11 protein-coding genes are annotated in these 16,734 nt (G+C 64.0%); 10 read left to right on the top strand and 1 reads right to left on the bottom strand.

Features of this window, described 5'->3' with window-relative positions:
* Positions 1 to 10: 10 nt before the first annotated feature.
* Both VGN46_RS11360 and VGN46_RS11355 read left to right on the top strand, forming a co-directional pair.
* Positions 11 to 1,780, top strand: a complete 1,770-nt coding sequence (locus tag VGN46_RS11360) for a GGDEF domain-containing protein (RefSeq protein WP_331643793.1) — start codon at positions 11 to 13, stop codon at positions 1,778 to 1,780.
* Positions 1,777 to 3,555, top strand: coding sequence for a diguanylate cyclase (locus VGN46_RS11355; RefSeq protein WP_331643791.1), 1,779 nt, complete (start codon positions 1,777 to 1,779; stop codon positions 3,553 to 3,555). The genes VGN46_RS11360 and VGN46_RS11355 overlap by 4 nt, the downstream gene beginning before the upstream one ends.
* Before the next feature lie 5 nt (positions 3,556 to 3,560).
* On the opposite strand, the gene VGN46_RS11350 is transcribed toward VGN46_RS11355, so the two are convergent.
* Complete coding sequence (locus tag VGN46_RS11350) at positions 3,561 to 6,518, bottom strand: bifunctional diguanylate cyclase/phosphodiesterase (RefSeq protein WP_331643790.1); 2,958 nt, start codon at positions 6,516 to 6,518, stop codon at positions 3,561 to 3,563.
* 160 nt (positions 6,519 to 6,678) lie between these two features.
* On the opposite strand from VGN46_RS11350, the gene VGN46_RS11345 reads away from it, so the two are divergent.
* The 8 genes from VGN46_RS11345 to VGN46_RS11310 all read left to right on the top strand — a co-directional run bounded on the left by VGN46_RS11345 (position 6,679) and on the right by VGN46_RS11310 (position 16,724).
* Complete coding sequence (locus VGN46_RS11345; protein WP_331643789.1) at positions 6,679 to 7,455, top strand: HAD-IIA family hydrolase; 777 nt, start codon at positions 6,679 to 6,681, stop codon at positions 7,453 to 7,455.
* Between the two features lie 138 nt (positions 7,456 to 7,593).
* Positions 7,594 to 8,901 (top strand): MFS transporter, encoded by a 1,308-nt coding sequence (locus VGN46_RS11340; protein WP_331643788.1) that lies wholly within the window; start codon positions 7,594 to 7,596, stop codon positions 8,899 to 8,901.
* A 159-nt stretch (positions 8,902 to 9,060) separates the two neighbouring features.
* On the top strand, positions 9,061 to 9,510 hold the full coding sequence (locus VGN46_RS11335; protein WP_331643787.1) for an ATP-dependent zinc protease: 450 nt from the start codon (positions 9,061 to 9,063) through the stop codon (positions 9,508 to 9,510).
* Complete coding sequence (gene rimK, locus VGN46_RS11330; RefSeq protein WP_331643786.1) at positions 9,507 to 10,442, top strand: 30S ribosomal protein S6--L-glutamate ligase; 936 nt, start codon at positions 9,507 to 9,509, stop codon at positions 10,440 to 10,442. Before VGN46_RS11335 ends, rimK begins: the two co-directional genes overlap by 4 nt.
* Positions 10,443 to 10,625: 183 nt before the next feature.
* Positions 10,626 to 11,312, top strand: coding sequence for a response regulator transcription factor (locus tag VGN46_RS11325; protein ID WP_089975032.1), 687 nt, complete (start codon positions 10,626 to 10,628; stop codon positions 11,310 to 11,312).
* Positions 11,296 to 12,579, top strand: a complete 1,284-nt coding sequence (locus tag VGN46_RS11320; protein ID WP_331643783.1) for a HAMP domain-containing sensor histidine kinase — start codon at positions 11,296 to 11,298, stop codon at positions 12,577 to 12,579. Before VGN46_RS11325 ends, VGN46_RS11320 begins: the two co-directional genes overlap by 17 nt.
* A 255-nt stretch (positions 12,580 to 12,834) precedes the next feature.
* Positions 12,835 to 15,159 (top strand): TonB-dependent receptor, encoded by a 2,325-nt coding sequence (locus VGN46_RS11315; RefSeq protein ID WP_331643903.1) that lies wholly within the window; start codon positions 12,835 to 12,837, stop codon positions 15,157 to 15,159.
* A complete protein-coding gene (locus VGN46_RS11310; protein WP_331643782.1) occupies positions 15,159 to 16,724 on the top strand; it encodes an esterase-like activity of phytase family protein in 1,566 nt (521 codons plus the stop codon). Before VGN46_RS11315 ends, VGN46_RS11310 begins: the two co-directional genes overlap by 1 nt.
* Positions 16,725 to 16,734 lie beyond the last annotated feature (10 nt).

Genomic DNA, 16,734 nt, shown 5'->3' with positions numbered 1-16,734 from the left:
GGATACGCATATGACGACGAAGCTCCGGCGGCACGCGATGATCTGGCTGGCCGGAGCCGCGTTCGCGTGTTCCGCAGGGTCTGCGGTATGCACGCCGGCTGGAGTTGACGTCACGGCGCTGCTTGACCAGGCCGATGCCATCCGATCGACGGATCACACGCGCTTCGCCGCCATACTCGCGCAGGTGCATGCCGAGAAGGGGCCGCTGACGTCAGGGCAGCGCTGGCGCCTTCGCATGCTGGACGGGGTCGAGGCACAGTTCCAGGGGAACTACGCTGAGGCCGAAAAGGTCGCGCGTGATGTTCTCGACAATTCGGGCCACCCCGGGCTGAGCGCCAGGGCGATGGGTATGCTGATACAGAATTTCAGCATTAACCATCGCTATGAGGAAGCGTTCACGCTCGCGCGGCGTGCGGTCGCCGTCCTCCCGGGGTTGAAGGATCCTGTCGCTCGCCAATCCCTGCTTTCCAATCTTTCGCAGTCCATGAACGACGCAGGGCATCCCGATCTTGCGATCAAGTATGCGCAGATGATGCGGTCGGACCTCTCGCCGGGCGAGTCACCTTGCATGTCCATGTCGGTCGAAATGGCAGCGCGTTACACCCAGAAGATCTCACCGGAGAGCCCTGAGCTCTCACAGGCCATCGACGAATGCACTCGTGCGGGCGCGACGGTCTGGGCGAACATGAACTGGCTGACCAAGACCGCTCGCTTCATTGAAATCGGAAAGCCTGATACCGCGCTGGCGATCCTTGATCGCATCGCCCCATCGATTGAGAAGATCGGCTATTTCCAGGGCAAGGCGGCGCTGTACAGTCAGCGCGGAAATGCCTATCTCGCGCTGAATAAGGACGCTGATGCGCGCAATGCCGCGCTAGCGACCGTGGCATTGTTCCGTCCAGGTTCCATGGATACCTTCCTGAGAGATGCCTACCATGTGCTATACGAGGTGGAACGACGGGCAAAACGTGATTCCGTCGCGCTAGCGTACTACCAGAAGTATGCGGAGCAGGAGCGGGGCAACCTCGATGATCTGACCGCTCGCACACTTGCATATGAGGCGGTGCAGCAGCGCGCGCTTCTGCAGGGGCTGGAGGCCGAAAAGCTCGCGCACCAGAACAGCGTCCTTCAGCTCGAGCAATCGCTAACGTCGAAGGCCGTGGAAGCAGGCCGGCTTTATATTGCGCTACTGGCGGTGCTCCTCGCGTCGGTCGTGTTCTGGTTGATCCGGACCAAGCGTTCGCAACTACGTTTCAAGCGCATGTCCTGCCAGGATGGCCTCACGGGTGTCGCCAACCACCAGTACTTCATGACCGAGCTTGAGCGAGGGCTGCACGATCTCGAACGCCGTAACGCGCCCGCGTGCCTGGTCTTGCTGGATCTTGACCATTTCAAGCTGGTGAATGACACCTACGGTCACGCTATCGGCGATGCAGTGCTTAAGTGTGCTACCGCGACTTGCCGGCAGCAGCTTCGCCCCGTCGACCTGCTCGGGCGCCTGGGCGGCGAAGAGTTCGGTATCCTCTTGCCCGAGTGTCAGGCTGAGCAGGGTCTGGTCATCGCAAACTGCATTCGCGCGGCCCTGGAAGCCGCACCCCTGGCAGTCGATGGCCACGTCGTCACATACTCCGCCAGCATCGGTGTGGCGTGCACGAGAATCTCCGGTTACGGATTACAGCGGATTCGCCGCGAAGCGGACGCTGCCCTGTACCGGGCGAAGAACATGGGACGTAATCGTGTAATGACCGATTTCCAGGACATGGGGTTCGCCAACGCGTGAAGCTCGCTTTGATGTCCCATTGCGCGCGCGGCTGGCTCATCGGGGGATTTGCCGCGCTGCTGCTCACGGTCGCCGGCGGTACCTCGTCGACTGAGCGCACTGTCGATGCTTTCCTCGCCACGGCCCAGGCGATCCAGCTGAAAGATCACCCGCGGTTCGCCGCCATGCTGGCGCAGTTCCACGCTGATGAGCCGGAGATGACGCCTTCGCAGCGTTGGCGTCTGCGATATCTGGACGCTTGGGAGGCCAGCTTTGCCGGGCGATACCTGGAAGCGGCAGAGACCTACAAGGACATCATGGCGCATTCCGGCGACGCGACGCTGGCTGCTAAATCGATGGGCAAGCTGGTTTCAGCTTACGCCTCCACCGGACACTATGAGGAAGCATTCACGCTCGCAGAGCAGGCGGTTGCGATGCTGGATCATACGCAGGATCCCGAGGCCCGATATGCTCTGCTAGCCAACCTCTCGCAAGGCTTGAATTTCGCTGGGCAACCTGAAATCGCGATTCGCTACGCGGTGATGATGCGTGATGTAGTCCCGAAGGACGAAACCATGTGCCATCCGATCGGCGCCGAAGTGGCCGCTCGCTACAGTACGCATAAGCTGCGGTCTTCTGATCCGCTGTTCAAGCGCGGGATCGATGCGTGCGATGCCATGGGCGACGTGGTTTACGCAAATATGCTATGGCTCACGCATAGCGAAATCCTGGTCGAAGAGCACAAGCCGGCAGAGGCGTTGGCCGTACTGGATCGCATCGCCCCATCGGTCATGCAGACGAACTTCCATGCGGCACTCACCTCCCTGACGACGCAGCGCGCCCAGGCGCTTTCCGCGCTGCGGCGCGATAAAGAGGCAGAGCAGAAGGCGCGCGAGGTCGTTGGCATGTACGGAGAGGCGGACATCGACTTCTGGCTTCGTGACGCATATGAGGTGCTCTATAACGTCGCCAAGCGACGTGGCGATTCGGCCGCGGCTCTCGAGTACTTCCAGAAGTTTTCCGAGCAGGACCATGGCTACCTCGACGATGTGACGGCGCGCACGCTCGCATACCAGGCGGTCCAGCAGCGGACGCTGGTGGAGAAGGTCGAAGCGGAGAACCTTGCTCGACAGAACCGTGTGCTGCGGGCAGAACAGCTCCTGACGACGAAGTCGGTGGAGATCGGTCGTCTCTACATCGTGTTGCTGGCGGTCGTGGTGCTGTCTGTGGTGTTCTGGCTGTTTCGCGTCAGGCGCTCGAAGCGACGCTTCCAGTGGTTATCACAGCACGATGGTCTCACCGGCATTTTTAATCACCAGCACTTCATGGCTGAGCTGGAGAACGCGTTGGCGGACATGCACTGGCGCAAGGTCCCCTGTTGCGTGGTGCTGCTCGACCTGGATCACTTCAAGTCGGTGAATGACCACTATGGTCACGCGATCGGCGATGTCGTCCTGCAACACGTCGTGGACGTGTGCCGCGCACAACTCGGCCCCGGCGATATGGTGGGACGCCTGGGTGGCGAGGAGTTCGGTGTGTTGCTTCCTCAGTGCACACTGGAACGAGGCCTGGCGGTGGCCGAGCAGATCCGCATCGCGCTTGAGGAAAGCCCGGTGACGGTCGATGGCCATACCGTGGCTTGTCTAACCAGCGCGGGCGTGTCATCGACCGACCTGTCGGGATACGAGCTGAAGAAGTTGCGGAATGACGCGGACAACGCGCTTTACGAGGCCAAGCGGGGCGGGCGTAACCGCGTCATGGCGAGCACGCATCCCAAGGGTCTGCTGAGGGCGTGAAGCCATCAGCCTGGGATGACGGCGTCCCCCTTCGGCTGTGTTCGCAGGTAGTCGATCAACGCATCGAAAGCCATCGGCACAGCCCGATGAAACCCCTGCACGCTGTCACACCCCGCAGCCACCAGCCAGTTAAGCTGGGCCTGCGTTTCCACGCCTTCCGCCACCACGGTCATACCCAGCGTGTGTGCCAGGGTGATGATGGCCCGGCAGATCGACGCAGAACGTTCATGCGTGGCGACGTCGCTCACGAATGCCCGGTCGATCTTCAACGAATCGATCGGCAGGTCGCGCAGGTAAGCCATGCTCGAAAAGCCGGTGCCGAAATCATCGAGTGACACGTGTGTGCCCTGGGCACTGAGCCGGTGCATCGCCGCCATGGCGGCGCGCCGGTTGGACATCAGGCTGCTTTCCGTGAGCTCGATCGCCAACGCGCCGCGCGGCAGTTCATAGCGGGCAATGACCGCGGCCACGTCGGCCGCGACATCCGTGCGCTGGAACTGGACCGCCGAGACGTTTACCGCGATGGGGAGGTCGGCATAACCGGCACGGGCGAGCGCGACACGGCACTGTGCCGCGTCGTCGAAGACCCGGTGGCCGATGTCCACGATCAAGCCGGTCTCCTCGCTTAAAGGTATGAAGTCTTCCGGCGGGACAAAGGTGCCATCGGCGGCGGGCCAGCGCAGCAGTGCTTCGAGTTTCTGCACGCGGCCGGTGGATGCATCGAGGATCGGCTGGAAGTGCAGCACGAATTCGTTCTGTTCGGTGGCCTGGCGAATCCGTGAGGCCATGCGCAGGCGTTCGATCGAGCGCTCGGCCATGGAGGGTTCGAAGGGGCGGAGCGAGCCGGGGCCTTCGCCGTGGAAGTGCGCGGCCATGGCTGCGCTGGCAATGATCTGCTCGGCGCTGGTGCCATCGGCGGGATGGGTGGCCACGCCGATTTCCGCGTCCAGCGCATGCCACGTTCCATCGAGCAGCACGGGCTCGCTGACCGCCGCGGTGAGCGCTTCGACGGCACGTTCGTGCTTTTCAGGGTGCATGACGGCCAGCAGGAATCGTTCGCTCGGTCGGTGTGCGGCCATGCCGAAATCCGTGCCCAGCGTGGCGAAGCGTCGGCCCACCTGTTGCAGGACGGTGCGCCCCGCTTCGAGCCCATAGGTGTCCGAAATCAGGTCGAGACCGCGCAGGTGCACGTAGATCACTTCATACCAGCGCCGCGTGCCGAACCGGCGGTCGAGGAAATCGGTCAAGGCTTCGGTATTGGCCAGGCCGGTGAGCATGTCGTGCGTGGCGCGCCATGCGAGGTCGCGTTCGGCACGGCTGCGCTCGGTCACATCCTCGGCCAGCACCAGTCGTGCGTGATGCCCCATGAATTCCAGCGGCGACGTGTGGATGCGTACATCCAGCAGGCTGCCATCCTTGCGCCGATGCACCCAGGTACGGGACATCATGGTCGCCGTGTCCTGAGTCGCGAGGGCTTGTTGTAGTGGCGCGATTTCCGATTCCGGCCGGATATCGATCACCGCCATGCGCAGGAATTCCTTGCGTGAGTAGCCGTAGTTGCGCACGGCGGCCGCGTTGACCTCGAGGAACTCCATGCTGTCGATATCGAACACCCACGTAGGCAGGGGCGTGCGTTCGAACATCAGGCGGAAGCGCTGTTCGGCCTCGGCCAGCTGGCGCTGGGTTTCGATGCGGTCGGTGGCATCGACCACGGTGCCCGTCATGGCCTTTTCGCCATCGGTACCGGTAATGGCACCGGTACCGGAGATCCAGCGCTGGGTGCCATCCGGGCGTAGCCAGCGGAAATCGAGGTTGAGCGTTTCGCCGTTTCTCCAGGCGCGGACGAACGACTCGCGCGCGCGGTCGACGTCATCGGGATGGATGTGGCTGTAGAAGACCGTGTCGTCGACGCCTTCGCCCCGGGCTGACAGGCCCAGCATGGTCTCGACCTGGCTATCCCAGATCAGCCGGTTACGCCGGGCATCCGCGCGCCAGGTGCCTGTGTGACCGAGCTTCTGCGCCTGGTGCCAGCGCTCGGTCGCGTCGGTCAGCTCGGCGACATGTCGGCGTTGCACGATGCCGGCTTCGGTGACGCGGCGGTTGAGGAAGGCAAAGCCCAACCAGTACAGGGTCCACACGGCGATGCTCACCCCCAGGAAGTTGTACCAGGGGCCCATGTAATCGCGGACCGCGATGCCGACGCCCACCCCGATGGAGTACTCCTCCCACGGTGCCGAGGCGACCAGGCGCTGGATGTGATCCAGCTTGCTGATGCCGATATCCGAATCGTTACGCGCCGGCTCCCAGAGCACGTTGGCGGGTTGGCCAATGACACTGGCCTCAGGGCCAGAGCGCGCCACGATGATGCCGTAGCGGTCAGTGATCGCCGTGACCCCATGCCGACCTGCATCGACGTGGTCCACGATATCCTGGAACTGAGCCTGGCGCAGGCGTGCGAATACCCAGCCGCCGTCGGCGACGGGGACGGCGATGGGCATGCTCCACTGGCCGTGGCGGTCGCGAGTAAACGGGCCCATGGCCAGCGCCGCGGGGTCGTCGGCATGGGTCGTGGCCCACTCGGCGATGCGGGGGTCAGGGCTGCCCCGGGTGATGCCGTGGCCACTCGCGTCCAGCAGCATGAGGTCGTTCAGCTCGGTCTTGCGCGAGCTGACCCCATCGATATTCATGGCGATCAGCTCTGCGGCACGTTCGGGCGCGGTCCCGTCGATGTCGCGGGTGTCACGCGCAATGCCCTGCATGGTCAGCTGAAGACCGTGCAGCTGTGCCATCAACAGGCGCTGTGCGCCATGGGCCAGGGCGAGGCCCTGGCTGCGTGCGGCGGCGGTGCGGCGGGTATGGTCGTGCACGAGCACCGTGGCCAGCACGGCGCCCAGCGCGATGCCCACGACAACGCCCGCCGTGCGGATCAGGCGAATGGATTGGCGGGACGCAAAATCTGCCATGAAACCCCTGCTGGAGCGGGTACCCCCTTGGATACGCGAGGGCAACGTGTACCACACCCGTCGTCTTTTCGTGTGCAAAGGACGCTTGTCGCCACGGCATGCAGGGGGTGATGGCGTTATGCTTCAGGGTCGATGGCCTCACTTTCCCCAAGGAGTTCCCGTGGTCGACCGCAATGACATCGCCTGCTGGCTGACGGACATGGACGGCGTGCTCGTCCATGAGAACAAGGCGCTAGCGGGTGCCCCCGAACTGATTCGCCAGTGGCGCGAGCGCGGCACACCCTTCCTTGTGCTCACCAACAACTCGATCTTTACCCCGCGCGACCTAAGCGCCCGCCTGCGCCGCTCGGGCCTGGATGTGCCGGAAGAGCAGCTGTGGACCTCGGCGCTGGCGACGGCGGCCTTCCTTAAAGATCAGTCGCCCGGCGGCTCGGCCTTCGTGATGGGCGAGGCCGGCCTGACCACGGCCATGCACGAGGCGGGTTTCATCATGACCGATACCGCGCCGGACTACGTGGTACTGGGCGAGACGCGCACCTATTCGTTCGCGGCAATCACCAAGGCGATCCGCCTCATCGGTAACGGTGCGCGCTTCATCTGCACGAACCCCGATGCCACCAGCCCCAGCTCGGAAGGGCCGTTGCCGGCCACGGGTGCGGTCGCCGCGCTGATCAGCAAGTGCACCGGCCGCGAACCGTACGTGGTCGGCAAGCCGAACCCGATGATGTTCCGCTCGGCCATGAACAAACTCGGTGCCCACTCGCACAACACCGGCATGATCGGTGACCGCATGGACACCGACGTCGTAGCCGGCATCGAAGCAGGCCTGCACACGGTGCTGGTACTCAGCGGCATCGCCACCCGCGAAGAAGTGGAGCGCTACCCCTTCCGCCCGGCAGAAATCCTCAACTCCGTAGCCGACCTCCTCGAATCTTGAACAGCAACCTGTAGGAGCGCGCTTGCGCGCGATGGGGCTTGCCGCAACGCCCATCGCGCGCAAGCGCGCTCCTACCGGGGTGGTTTTGATACCTTTGGGGGATTGCCTGTCTGGCGTTCCTCGATTCTTATCTGCCGCATGAGCACACCTTTCGATACCGATCTCGCCGACAACCGCCCCTTGGGCCGGGGCGACGTAAAAACACTGGTTCTTGCGGCCCTGGGTGGTGCGCTCGAGTTCTATGACTTCGTGATCTTCGTGTACTTCGCGAAGACCATCGGCCATCTGTTCTTCCCCGCGGGTGCTTCGGATTTCGTCGCGCAGCTGCAGGGCTTCGGTTTGTTCGCGGTGGCATACCTGGCGCGGCCGCTCGGTGGCATTGTCATGGCGCACTTCGGCGATCGCGTCGGTCGCAAGCGTATGTTCACGCTTAGCGTGTTCCTCATGGCCATCCCCACGTTGCTGATTGGCTTGCTGCCGACGTACGCAAGCATCGGTTTGCTGGCTCCGATCCTCCTTACCTTGTTTCGCATCGTGCAAGGGCTTGCCATCGGCGGTGAGATCCCGGGTGCCTGGGTGTTTGTCGCGGAGCATGTGCCGGTGAAGCGTGTTGGCCTCGCCTGCGCAAGCCTTACCTCCGGCCTTACCGCGGGCATCCTGATCGGTTCATTGGTGGCCGCGGGACTCACCGCGCGTCTGGCCCCGGACGACATGCTTTCCTATGGCTGGCGTATCGCGTTCATCCTCGGGGGTATCTTCGGCTTCTTCGCCATGTACCTGCGCCGCTGGCTCAGCGAGACGCCGGTGTTCGCGCGGATGCGCGAGCGCAAGGAGTTGAGTGCGGAACTGCCGGCATGGGTGGCCCTGCGTGATCACCGCGCCGGTACGATCTTGTCGATGCTGGTGACGTGGTTGCTCACCGCCGCCATCGTCGTCGATATCCTCATGACCCCGACGCTTATGCAGACCGCGTTCAAGGTGGAGCAGGCGCGCGCCTTCACTGGCGGCAGCCTCGCCGCGCTGGCGCTGTGCTTCGGTTGTTTCTTCTTCGGCCTGCTGGTCGATCGCATCGGGCGTGGCCTGACCTTGCTGCTCGGTTCGATCGGTCTTGCGGTGGCGACGTACGCGTTGTATTTCGACCTGCACGCGGGCGGTGCGTACCTCATGTGGCTGTACCCGCTGGTCGGCTTTTCGGCGGGCGTGACCGGGGCCATTCCGGCGATCCTGGTAGGCGCGTTCCCGCCGGCGATTCGCTTCTCCGGCATCTCGCTCTCCTACAACGTCGCCTACGCGATCTGCGGTGCGGCGACACCTTTGCTGGTCGGCTTCCTGGCTCGCTCGGCGGGTGGCCTGGGCCCGGCCCACTACGTGGGCGCCGTCTCCCTGGTCGGCGTAGGCTGTGGGCTGTATCTGCTACTCACCCGGCGGCGCTTTTACCTGGGCTGACTGGGCCCGTTTCACCCCCGTTTCATCGGCGTGAGGCCCGCCCGGCGGGTCGTCACGCCGGGGGTGTTGCATTCGGCGCCGGGCGTTCGGCATGCTTCGCAGCGTAACCCGCCGGTACCCCACGGCATTGTCGTTCCCCCACCTACGCGCTCCAGACCCATGACTGATGTCATCACCCTCGGCTGGCGCGAACGGCTCGCACTTCCGTCGCTCGGGGTTTCCCTCCTGAAAGCCAAACTCGATACGGGCGCGCGCTCGTCGTCGCTGCACGTCGAATGGCTGGAGGTGGATGAGCGCGAGGATGGGACGTGGCTGCGTTTCCAGGTCCGCACCACCCGCAAGGGCGGTGTCTCCGCGCCGTGCGAGGCGCGTGCGCTGGGCCGCCGGGCGGTGACGGATTCCGGTGGCCACACGACCCAGCGCTGGTTCATCGAGGCCGAGATTGACCTGGCCGGCCAGCGCTTCATGGCCGAAGTGAACCTGACCGACCGCCGTCATATGCTCTTCCCCCTTTTACTTGGCCGGACGGCGCTCTTCGGGCGCTTCCAGGTCGATCCCTCGCTTTCCTACTCGCAGACGCCGCGCCGAGCCGTCCGGGAACCCCAATGAAGATCGCCATCCTGTCGCGCAACGCGCGGCTGTATTCCACCCAGCGCCTGCTCGAGGCGGCGCGCAAGCGCAAGCACACGGTGAAAGTGATCGACCCGTTGCGTTGCTACATGAGCATCGCGCCGCAGTCCTTCGCCATCCACTTCAAAGGCAAGCCGCTGGGGCCGATCGATTGCGTGATCCCCCGCATCGGCGCTTCCAGCACGTTCTACGGCACGGCCGTGCTGCGCCAGCTGGAGCTGATGGGGGTGATGACGCCGAACCCCTCCGATGCCGTACTGCGCGCCCGCGACAAGCTGCGCTGCCTGCAGCTGCTGGCCGCCCGGGGCATCGACATGCCGTTGACCGCGTTTGGCGACAACCCGGACGACACGAGCGATCTGCTGGCCATGCTCGGCGACCCACCGCACATCATCAAGCTGAACGAGGGTACCCAGGGTGCCGGCGTGGTGCTGGCGGAGAAACGCTCGGCCTCGGCCAGCGTGATCGAGGCCTTCCGCGGCCTCTACGCCAACTTCCTGGTCCAGGAGTTCATTCGCGAGGCGAACGGCAACGACCTGCGCTGCTTCGTCGTGGGTAACGAGGTGGTGGCCTCGATGCAGCGATCCTCCGCCCCGGGCGAGTTCCGCGCCAACCTGCACCGGGGTGGCAGCGCCGCCGCGGTCGAGCTTTCGGATGAGGAGCGCCGGGTGGCTATCGAGGCGGCGTCCGCCCTGGGCCTGGAAGTGGCCGGCGTGGACCTGCTGCGCTCGTCGCGCGGGCCCCTGCTCCTGGAGGTGAATGCCTCTCCGGGTCTGGAGGGCATCGAGGGCAGCACCGGCGTAGACGTGGCCGGGGCCATCATCGCCCATTGCGAAGCCCGCCACGCCGCCCGCCCGGTCGCCCCGAAGGCCCGCCGGGCCAAGGCTGCCAAGGGGTTAACAGCGATTTAAACGGGTACCCCCTATAAAGAACTCACTGTGATTCCGCGAGTTGGAGTGACGGTATCGGGGCAGTAGTTCTTTCGGCCCGGGCGGCTTTCCGCCCGGGCCTTTCTTTTAATGCTGTCCGGTTCACGGAATCCCCGTTAAGCTGGTCGTCGCAATACTTTTGCGACAGCACAACGGAGTGCGGCAATGCGCGTCCTGGTTATCGAAGACAACACCGACATCGCCACCAACATCGGGGATTACCTCGAGGACAGGGGCCATGTCGTCGATTTCGCCGGCGACGGCGTCACCGGCCTGCACCTGGCCGTGGTTCACGATTTTGACGTGATCGTGCTCGACCTTACCCTGCCGGGTATGGATGGGCTCGATGTCGCCAAGAAACTGCGCCACGAAGCCCACAAGCAGACCCCGGTGCTCATGCTCACCGCCCGCGACTCGCTGGAGCACAAGCTCACCGGCTTCGAGTCCGGGGCGGACGACTACATGACCAAGCCCTTCGCGCTGCAGGAGCTGGCTGCCCGCCTTGAGGTGCTCGCGCGCCGTGGCAAGGGCCCCCAGAGCCGCGTGCTGAAAGTGGGCGGGCTCACCTACAACCTGGATACGCTCACGGTCACCCGTGAAGGCAAATCCATCCAGCTCAACCCGATCGGCCTGAAGCTGCTCCAGGCGCTGATGGAGGCCAGCCCGTCCGTCGTGACGCGCCAGGACCTCGAGCAGCGCGTCTGGGGCGAAGAGCTGCCCGATTCGGATTCGCTGCGTGTCCATATCCATGGCCTGCGTGCCGCTATCGACAAACCGTTCGAGAAGCCGTTGATCCACACCCGCCACGGTATCGGGTATCGCATGGTCGACCCGGATGCGGTCCCGACGTAAGCTCCGCTTCCGCCTCATCGTCACGTTTACGCTGTTCGGCTTCAGCCTGAGCGCGCTGTTCGCGTTTGCCGCACTCAACATCCGCACACGCGTCGAAGAGCAACTGATCAACTCGGCCCTGCAGGACGAGGTGGATTCGCTTAACCAGAAGGTGCGGGAAAACCCGAACCAGCCGCCCGCGATCGAGATCGTCAAGGCGGCAACCTTCAGCGACCGGACGATCTACAAGGCGCCGCTGCCGTGGCAGAGCCTGGATACGGGCGTCCACGATATTTTCGAAGACGCAAGTGACGGCCGGCCGCACCACTACAAGGTGGCCGTGCGCCGGCAGGGCGGCATCATCAACTTCCTCGAGTTCGATGTTTCACGCGATGAACTCGGCAAGCGCCAGTTACAGACCAGCGTGATCGCCGCCGTATTCCTGTTCGGCCTGCTTTCGCTGGTGCTGGGTGTGTGGCTGTCGTCGCGTGTCCTGCGCCCGGTCACCGACCTCGCGCGCCGTCTTCGCGATTTCCGCCGTGTGGGCAAGGCCGAAGCCCTGGCGCCGCACTTCGCCGACGATGAAGTGGGTGAGCTGGCTGTGGCGCTCGATGAGTACGCCACGCGTCTTACCGCCGTGGTGGAGCGTGATCGCGAGTTCAACTCCGATGTAAGCCACGAGCTGCGCACGCCGCTCGCCGTCATCGCCAGTACCACCGAGTTGCTGCAAGGTTCGCCGGACCTAACTGACAAGCTGCGCGAGCGCTTGAAGCGAATCGAGCGTGCGTCGCGTCAGGCGACCGAATTGATCGAGGCGCTATTGCTGCTCTCGCGCGCTGAACGGCGTGGCCCGACACGCGGCGAAGTCACGGATGTAGCCAAGGTCGCAAGCGATGTCATCGAGAGCCAGCGCCCGCAGATGGGCGGCAAGCCGATTGAGATCGAACTCATATCGGATGGCTCCGTCGCGGTGAACGCGCCTGCGTCCGTGCTTTCCGTGGCGCTGACCAACCTTATTGGCAATGCGATCAAATACACGATGGAAGGGAAGGTCACCGTGCGCGTCCTGGATGGCCGCATCGAAGTGATCGACACGGGTCCCGGTATCAAGCCGGAAGACGCCGAAAAGCTGTTCCAGCGCGGTATTCGTGGCGAAAGCGCCACGGGTGGCGGTGCTGGCCTGGGCCTCGCGATCGTGCGCCGCCTGTGCGAACTGTATGGCTGGGATGTGTCGCTGCGGCCGCGTCCCGAAATGTCCGGCGCGATCTCTACGATCGATTTTCGCTGAAGAGCATCGCGCGCAAGCGCGCTCCTACAAAAGCCTGCGCAGGTCTTCTGTAGGAGCGCGCTTGCGCGCGATGCTCCACTCTGTGCCCAACCGCACAACACGGCGACTGTAGTCTCGGCTGTCATCAAGATTTCATTTAGCCATCCGACTATCACGGGCTTCCACGGCGTGTGATGGGTCGCCTCAGGGGAGGTCGGCCGCGATGCGCCTGCGTTGAAAGGATGCAGAGCCTTGTTGAAGCAGACTGTCCTGGCCATGGCGCTTGCCCTGGCTCTCTCGCCTGTCGTACACGCGACGGATACCGCCACTACCGACACGACGGATACCGCCACCACGGCGAGCAAACGCGAGAAGGCACAGGACCTCGACGCGGTATCGGTCATTGGCACCGGTGAATCGCGCCAGGTACAACGCTCCCGCCCGCAAGACCAGAAATCGCTCCCGCCTGGCACCAGCCTGCAAAAGGTCCTGAACACGCTGCCGGGTGTGAATGCACAGTCGGTCGATGCGCTTGGCTCAAACGAACAATCGATGACGCTCAGCCTGCGCGGCTTCAGCGGCACGCGCCTGGGCTATACGCTGGATGGCATGCCGCTCGGTGACGGCGCCTACAACAACTACAACGGCCTCTCGATCAACCGTGCACTGATCTCGGAAAACTTCGCTGGCGCCGAGCTTTCCGAAGGTATCGGTAACCTCGGCACGCCCTCGACCAGCAATCTCGGCGGCACCATCGCCTACACGTCGAGCGATCCGCTGAAGACGATGGGCGGCCGCGTCGTGCAGACGTTTGGTAGCGACCAGAACCGCCGCACCTTCGCTCGATTCGATACCGGCGACTACAACGGCTTCTCGATGTACCTCTCGGGTGCGCGCACCGAGTCGGACCTGTGGAACAACCAGTCCGCGTACAACAAGTCGACGACCAAGCAGTTCAACGGCAAGGCCGTGTGGGACTTCGACTGGGCCCGGATCACCGGCTTCGCCGATACCTCGCGTACCACCCAGGCCGACTACTTTTATCTATCAAAGAGCGAGATGGCCCGTGGGCTCGGTTGGGATTGGGGCGGCTATGCGCCGGACTGGAACCGGGCGATCGGCAAGGCCTACTGCAACGCTGGCACCCTGAATGCGAAGCTGTGTGATCGCTCGGGCCCGGATACCGACGCCGACGGCGCCTTCACCGCGGGCCAGATCCTGCGTAACGACGACCTTTACTACCTCGCGGGTGACTTCTTTCCCAGCGACTCGGTGACGATCCACGCCATGGTCTATCACCATGAAGACGCGGGCGAAGGCCACAACTGGAACAGCGGAACGTACTCGTATCCAGGCACGCCCCAGCAGCTGCCGATCATCTTCCGCAACACGCTGTACACCATTAACCGCACCGGTGCGCTCCTGTCCGCGGGTTGGGATATCGACAACCAGCATATCGAAGGCGGCGTCTGGTACGAGCACAATATCTCGTCAGCTTCGCGCTACAGCAGCTATGTCACGGGCCCGCGCGACCTTAGCGCACGGATCGATGCCACGCCAGATCTCGGTGTGTTCGATCAGCGTACCGTGTGGAACACGCGCCAGGCGTTCCTGCAGGACACAATCAACTTCCTCGACAATCGCCTCACGGTGGATGTCGGTGTAAAGAGCCCGCACGTGACCTCAGATGCCATGGCGCTACCGGGCGACGCCGTGAAGCCGATCCCGGCGAACTCGAACAATCAGTTTGCTAGCGGCAAGCTCAGTGCCAGCAAGGCGCTCCTTCCGCAGATGGGCGTCCGTTACAAGCTGGACGACACGCAAGAAGTCTTCGCCAGCTTCGCCAAGAACATTGCCATGTTCCAGGGTGGCTTCAAGCTCGGCCCGCAGGCGGTTAGCCAGGCGACGTGGAACACGCAGGGTTCGCTGAAGCCGGAAAAGTCGCGCAGCCTCGAAGCGGGCTACCGCATCGAGGCGGGTTCGATCGCAGCATCGGCCGCGGCCTATACCGTGCGCTTCGACAACCGCTTGCTGCAGTACAACCCGTGTGATTCACGCAGCCCGGTGGGTCCCACCTGCGGTAACCGCTTCTACAACGTCGGCGGTGTCGATAGCCGCGGTGTCGAGCTGACCTTTGTGTGGACACCGATCGAAAGCCTGCGCTGGTTCAATTCGGCCTCGTACAACCGCTCCACCTATGCCAGCGATTACACCCAGGCCGGCGTCGTACAGCAGACCAAGGGGAAGATCCAGACCGATACGCCGAGCAAGATGTTCTCGACCCAGATCGACTGGAACCAGGGTCCGTGGTTTGCATCGCTGCGCGGCAAGTACACCGGCAAGCGCTATTACACCTACACGAACGACCGCAGCTTCGGCGGCTTCACCGTGTGGGATCTCTCAGGCGGTTACGACTTTGGTTCGGCATGGTTCGCGAAGGACATCCGTCTGTCCGTGAACGTGACCAACCTGGGTGATAAGCGCTACGCCAGCAACTTCGATTCCAGCGTGTTCGCGCCCAGCGATCCGAGCGGCACGATCTACGTGTTCCACGCGTCGGCGCCGCGCCAGTACTTCGCTAACCTGGATGTTCGATTCTGATGCGCCGGTACCTCACAGGACTCGTCGTAGCGTGCCTCACCGGAAGCGCGGCGGCGCAGTCCCTCGAGGTACGCCAGCCGGACATCGCGACCTCGCCGCTGCCGCGCAGCGTCGAGGTCGGCGGTACCACCTACGTGGACCGGGGTCTCGTGGCCGCCGGCTCGCTGCCGGCGGGCACTATCGACTTCCTCGGCGACACGCTGGGCTCGTTTTCATCCCTGATGATCGAGCCCGGCACATGGAAGCGCGAAGGCGACACCTATACGGGCGTGCTCTGGACGCTGCCCGATCGCGGCCGCAACGACCCCGAACACAACCTGTTCTACGACTACGCCGGGCGCCTCCACCGTCATCGCTTCACGATGACCCTGCCCCCCGCAGGCAACACCCCCGTGGCCGACGCATCCCCTGTAGGCGCGCGCTCGCGCGCGACCCCGACGCAGCGCGTCGGCACAGTCACGCTGACGCCGGACAGCGGTACGAAACTCCAGGACTTCACCGGCAAACCCTTCACTGGCGCCGAACCCGCCGGTAGCACGCTCACCCAGCAAGGCATCGTCCTCCCAGCGCCCGCCAGCGGCATCGGTGCCGGCAAGATCTCCCTCGACGCCGAATCCCTGCAGTTCATCCCTGGCGGTGGCTTCTATATCGGGGACGAGTACGCCGCCAACGTCTATCGCTTTGACGCGAAGGGTAAGCTCAGCGGCATCCTCGTTCCGCCAAAGGCCGTGCAACCGGCGGACAAAGCCGGCAAGCCCTACTTCACCTCGCTCAAGCCACCCGTGACCGGGCGCCGGAACAACCAGGGCGTGGAAGGCATGGCGCTTTCGCCTGACGGGACGCACCTGTTCGTCATGCTGCAAAGCGCGTTGCTTCAGGATTCGTCCGGCACCGACGCGGCAGGGCGTGCGCTTACCCGTGTGCTTGTGTACGACGTCGCTCGTAACAAGACGCCCGCCAGGCCGGTGGGCCATTTCGTCGTGCGTCTCCCGGTGTACGACGACCGTGGCGCTGGAGGCGCGCCCAACCGGACCGCCGCCCAGAGTGAGATCCGTATGCTCGATAACCACCGCTTCCTCATGCTCACCCGTGATGGCAGCGGGTGGGGGGCCGATGGCGGCAAGCCGATCGTGTTTAAGAGCATCGTGGTCGTCGATACCGATGGCGCGACGAACCTGGCGGGAACGCCCTACGAGACGAATACGACCTCGGTGCTGGGGCAGGGCGGTGTCCTTCGCAACGATATCCATGCAGCGACCTGGAAGCCGCTGGTGAACCTGCTCGATCCGCAGGACCTGGCCCGCGCGGGCTTGTCGCTCGAACCCGGGCGCGATGGGCTCGCGCAGCTCTCGGAGAAGTGGGAGGCGATGGACCTTCTTCCGGCACTCGATGCCGCGCATCCCGACGACTGGTTCCTCATCGTCGGCAACGACAACGACTTCATCGCGAAGCACTGCGTCATGGAAGGCCAGCCCTGCGATTCGCCGATCGACAACGACAACCGCCTCCTCGTGTACCGGCTGACCTTGCCGGGCATGCGTTCCAGCACCGCTCCCCACCACTGAAAGGGTTTCG

Origin of the sequence: Luteibacter sp. (assembly GCF_036500425.1) — a bacterium.
GTDB lineage: Bacteria > Pseudomonadota > Gammaproteobacteria > Xanthomonadales > Rhodanobacteraceae > Luteibacter.
This window is presented reverse-complemented; position numbering and strand designations above follow the sequence as displayed.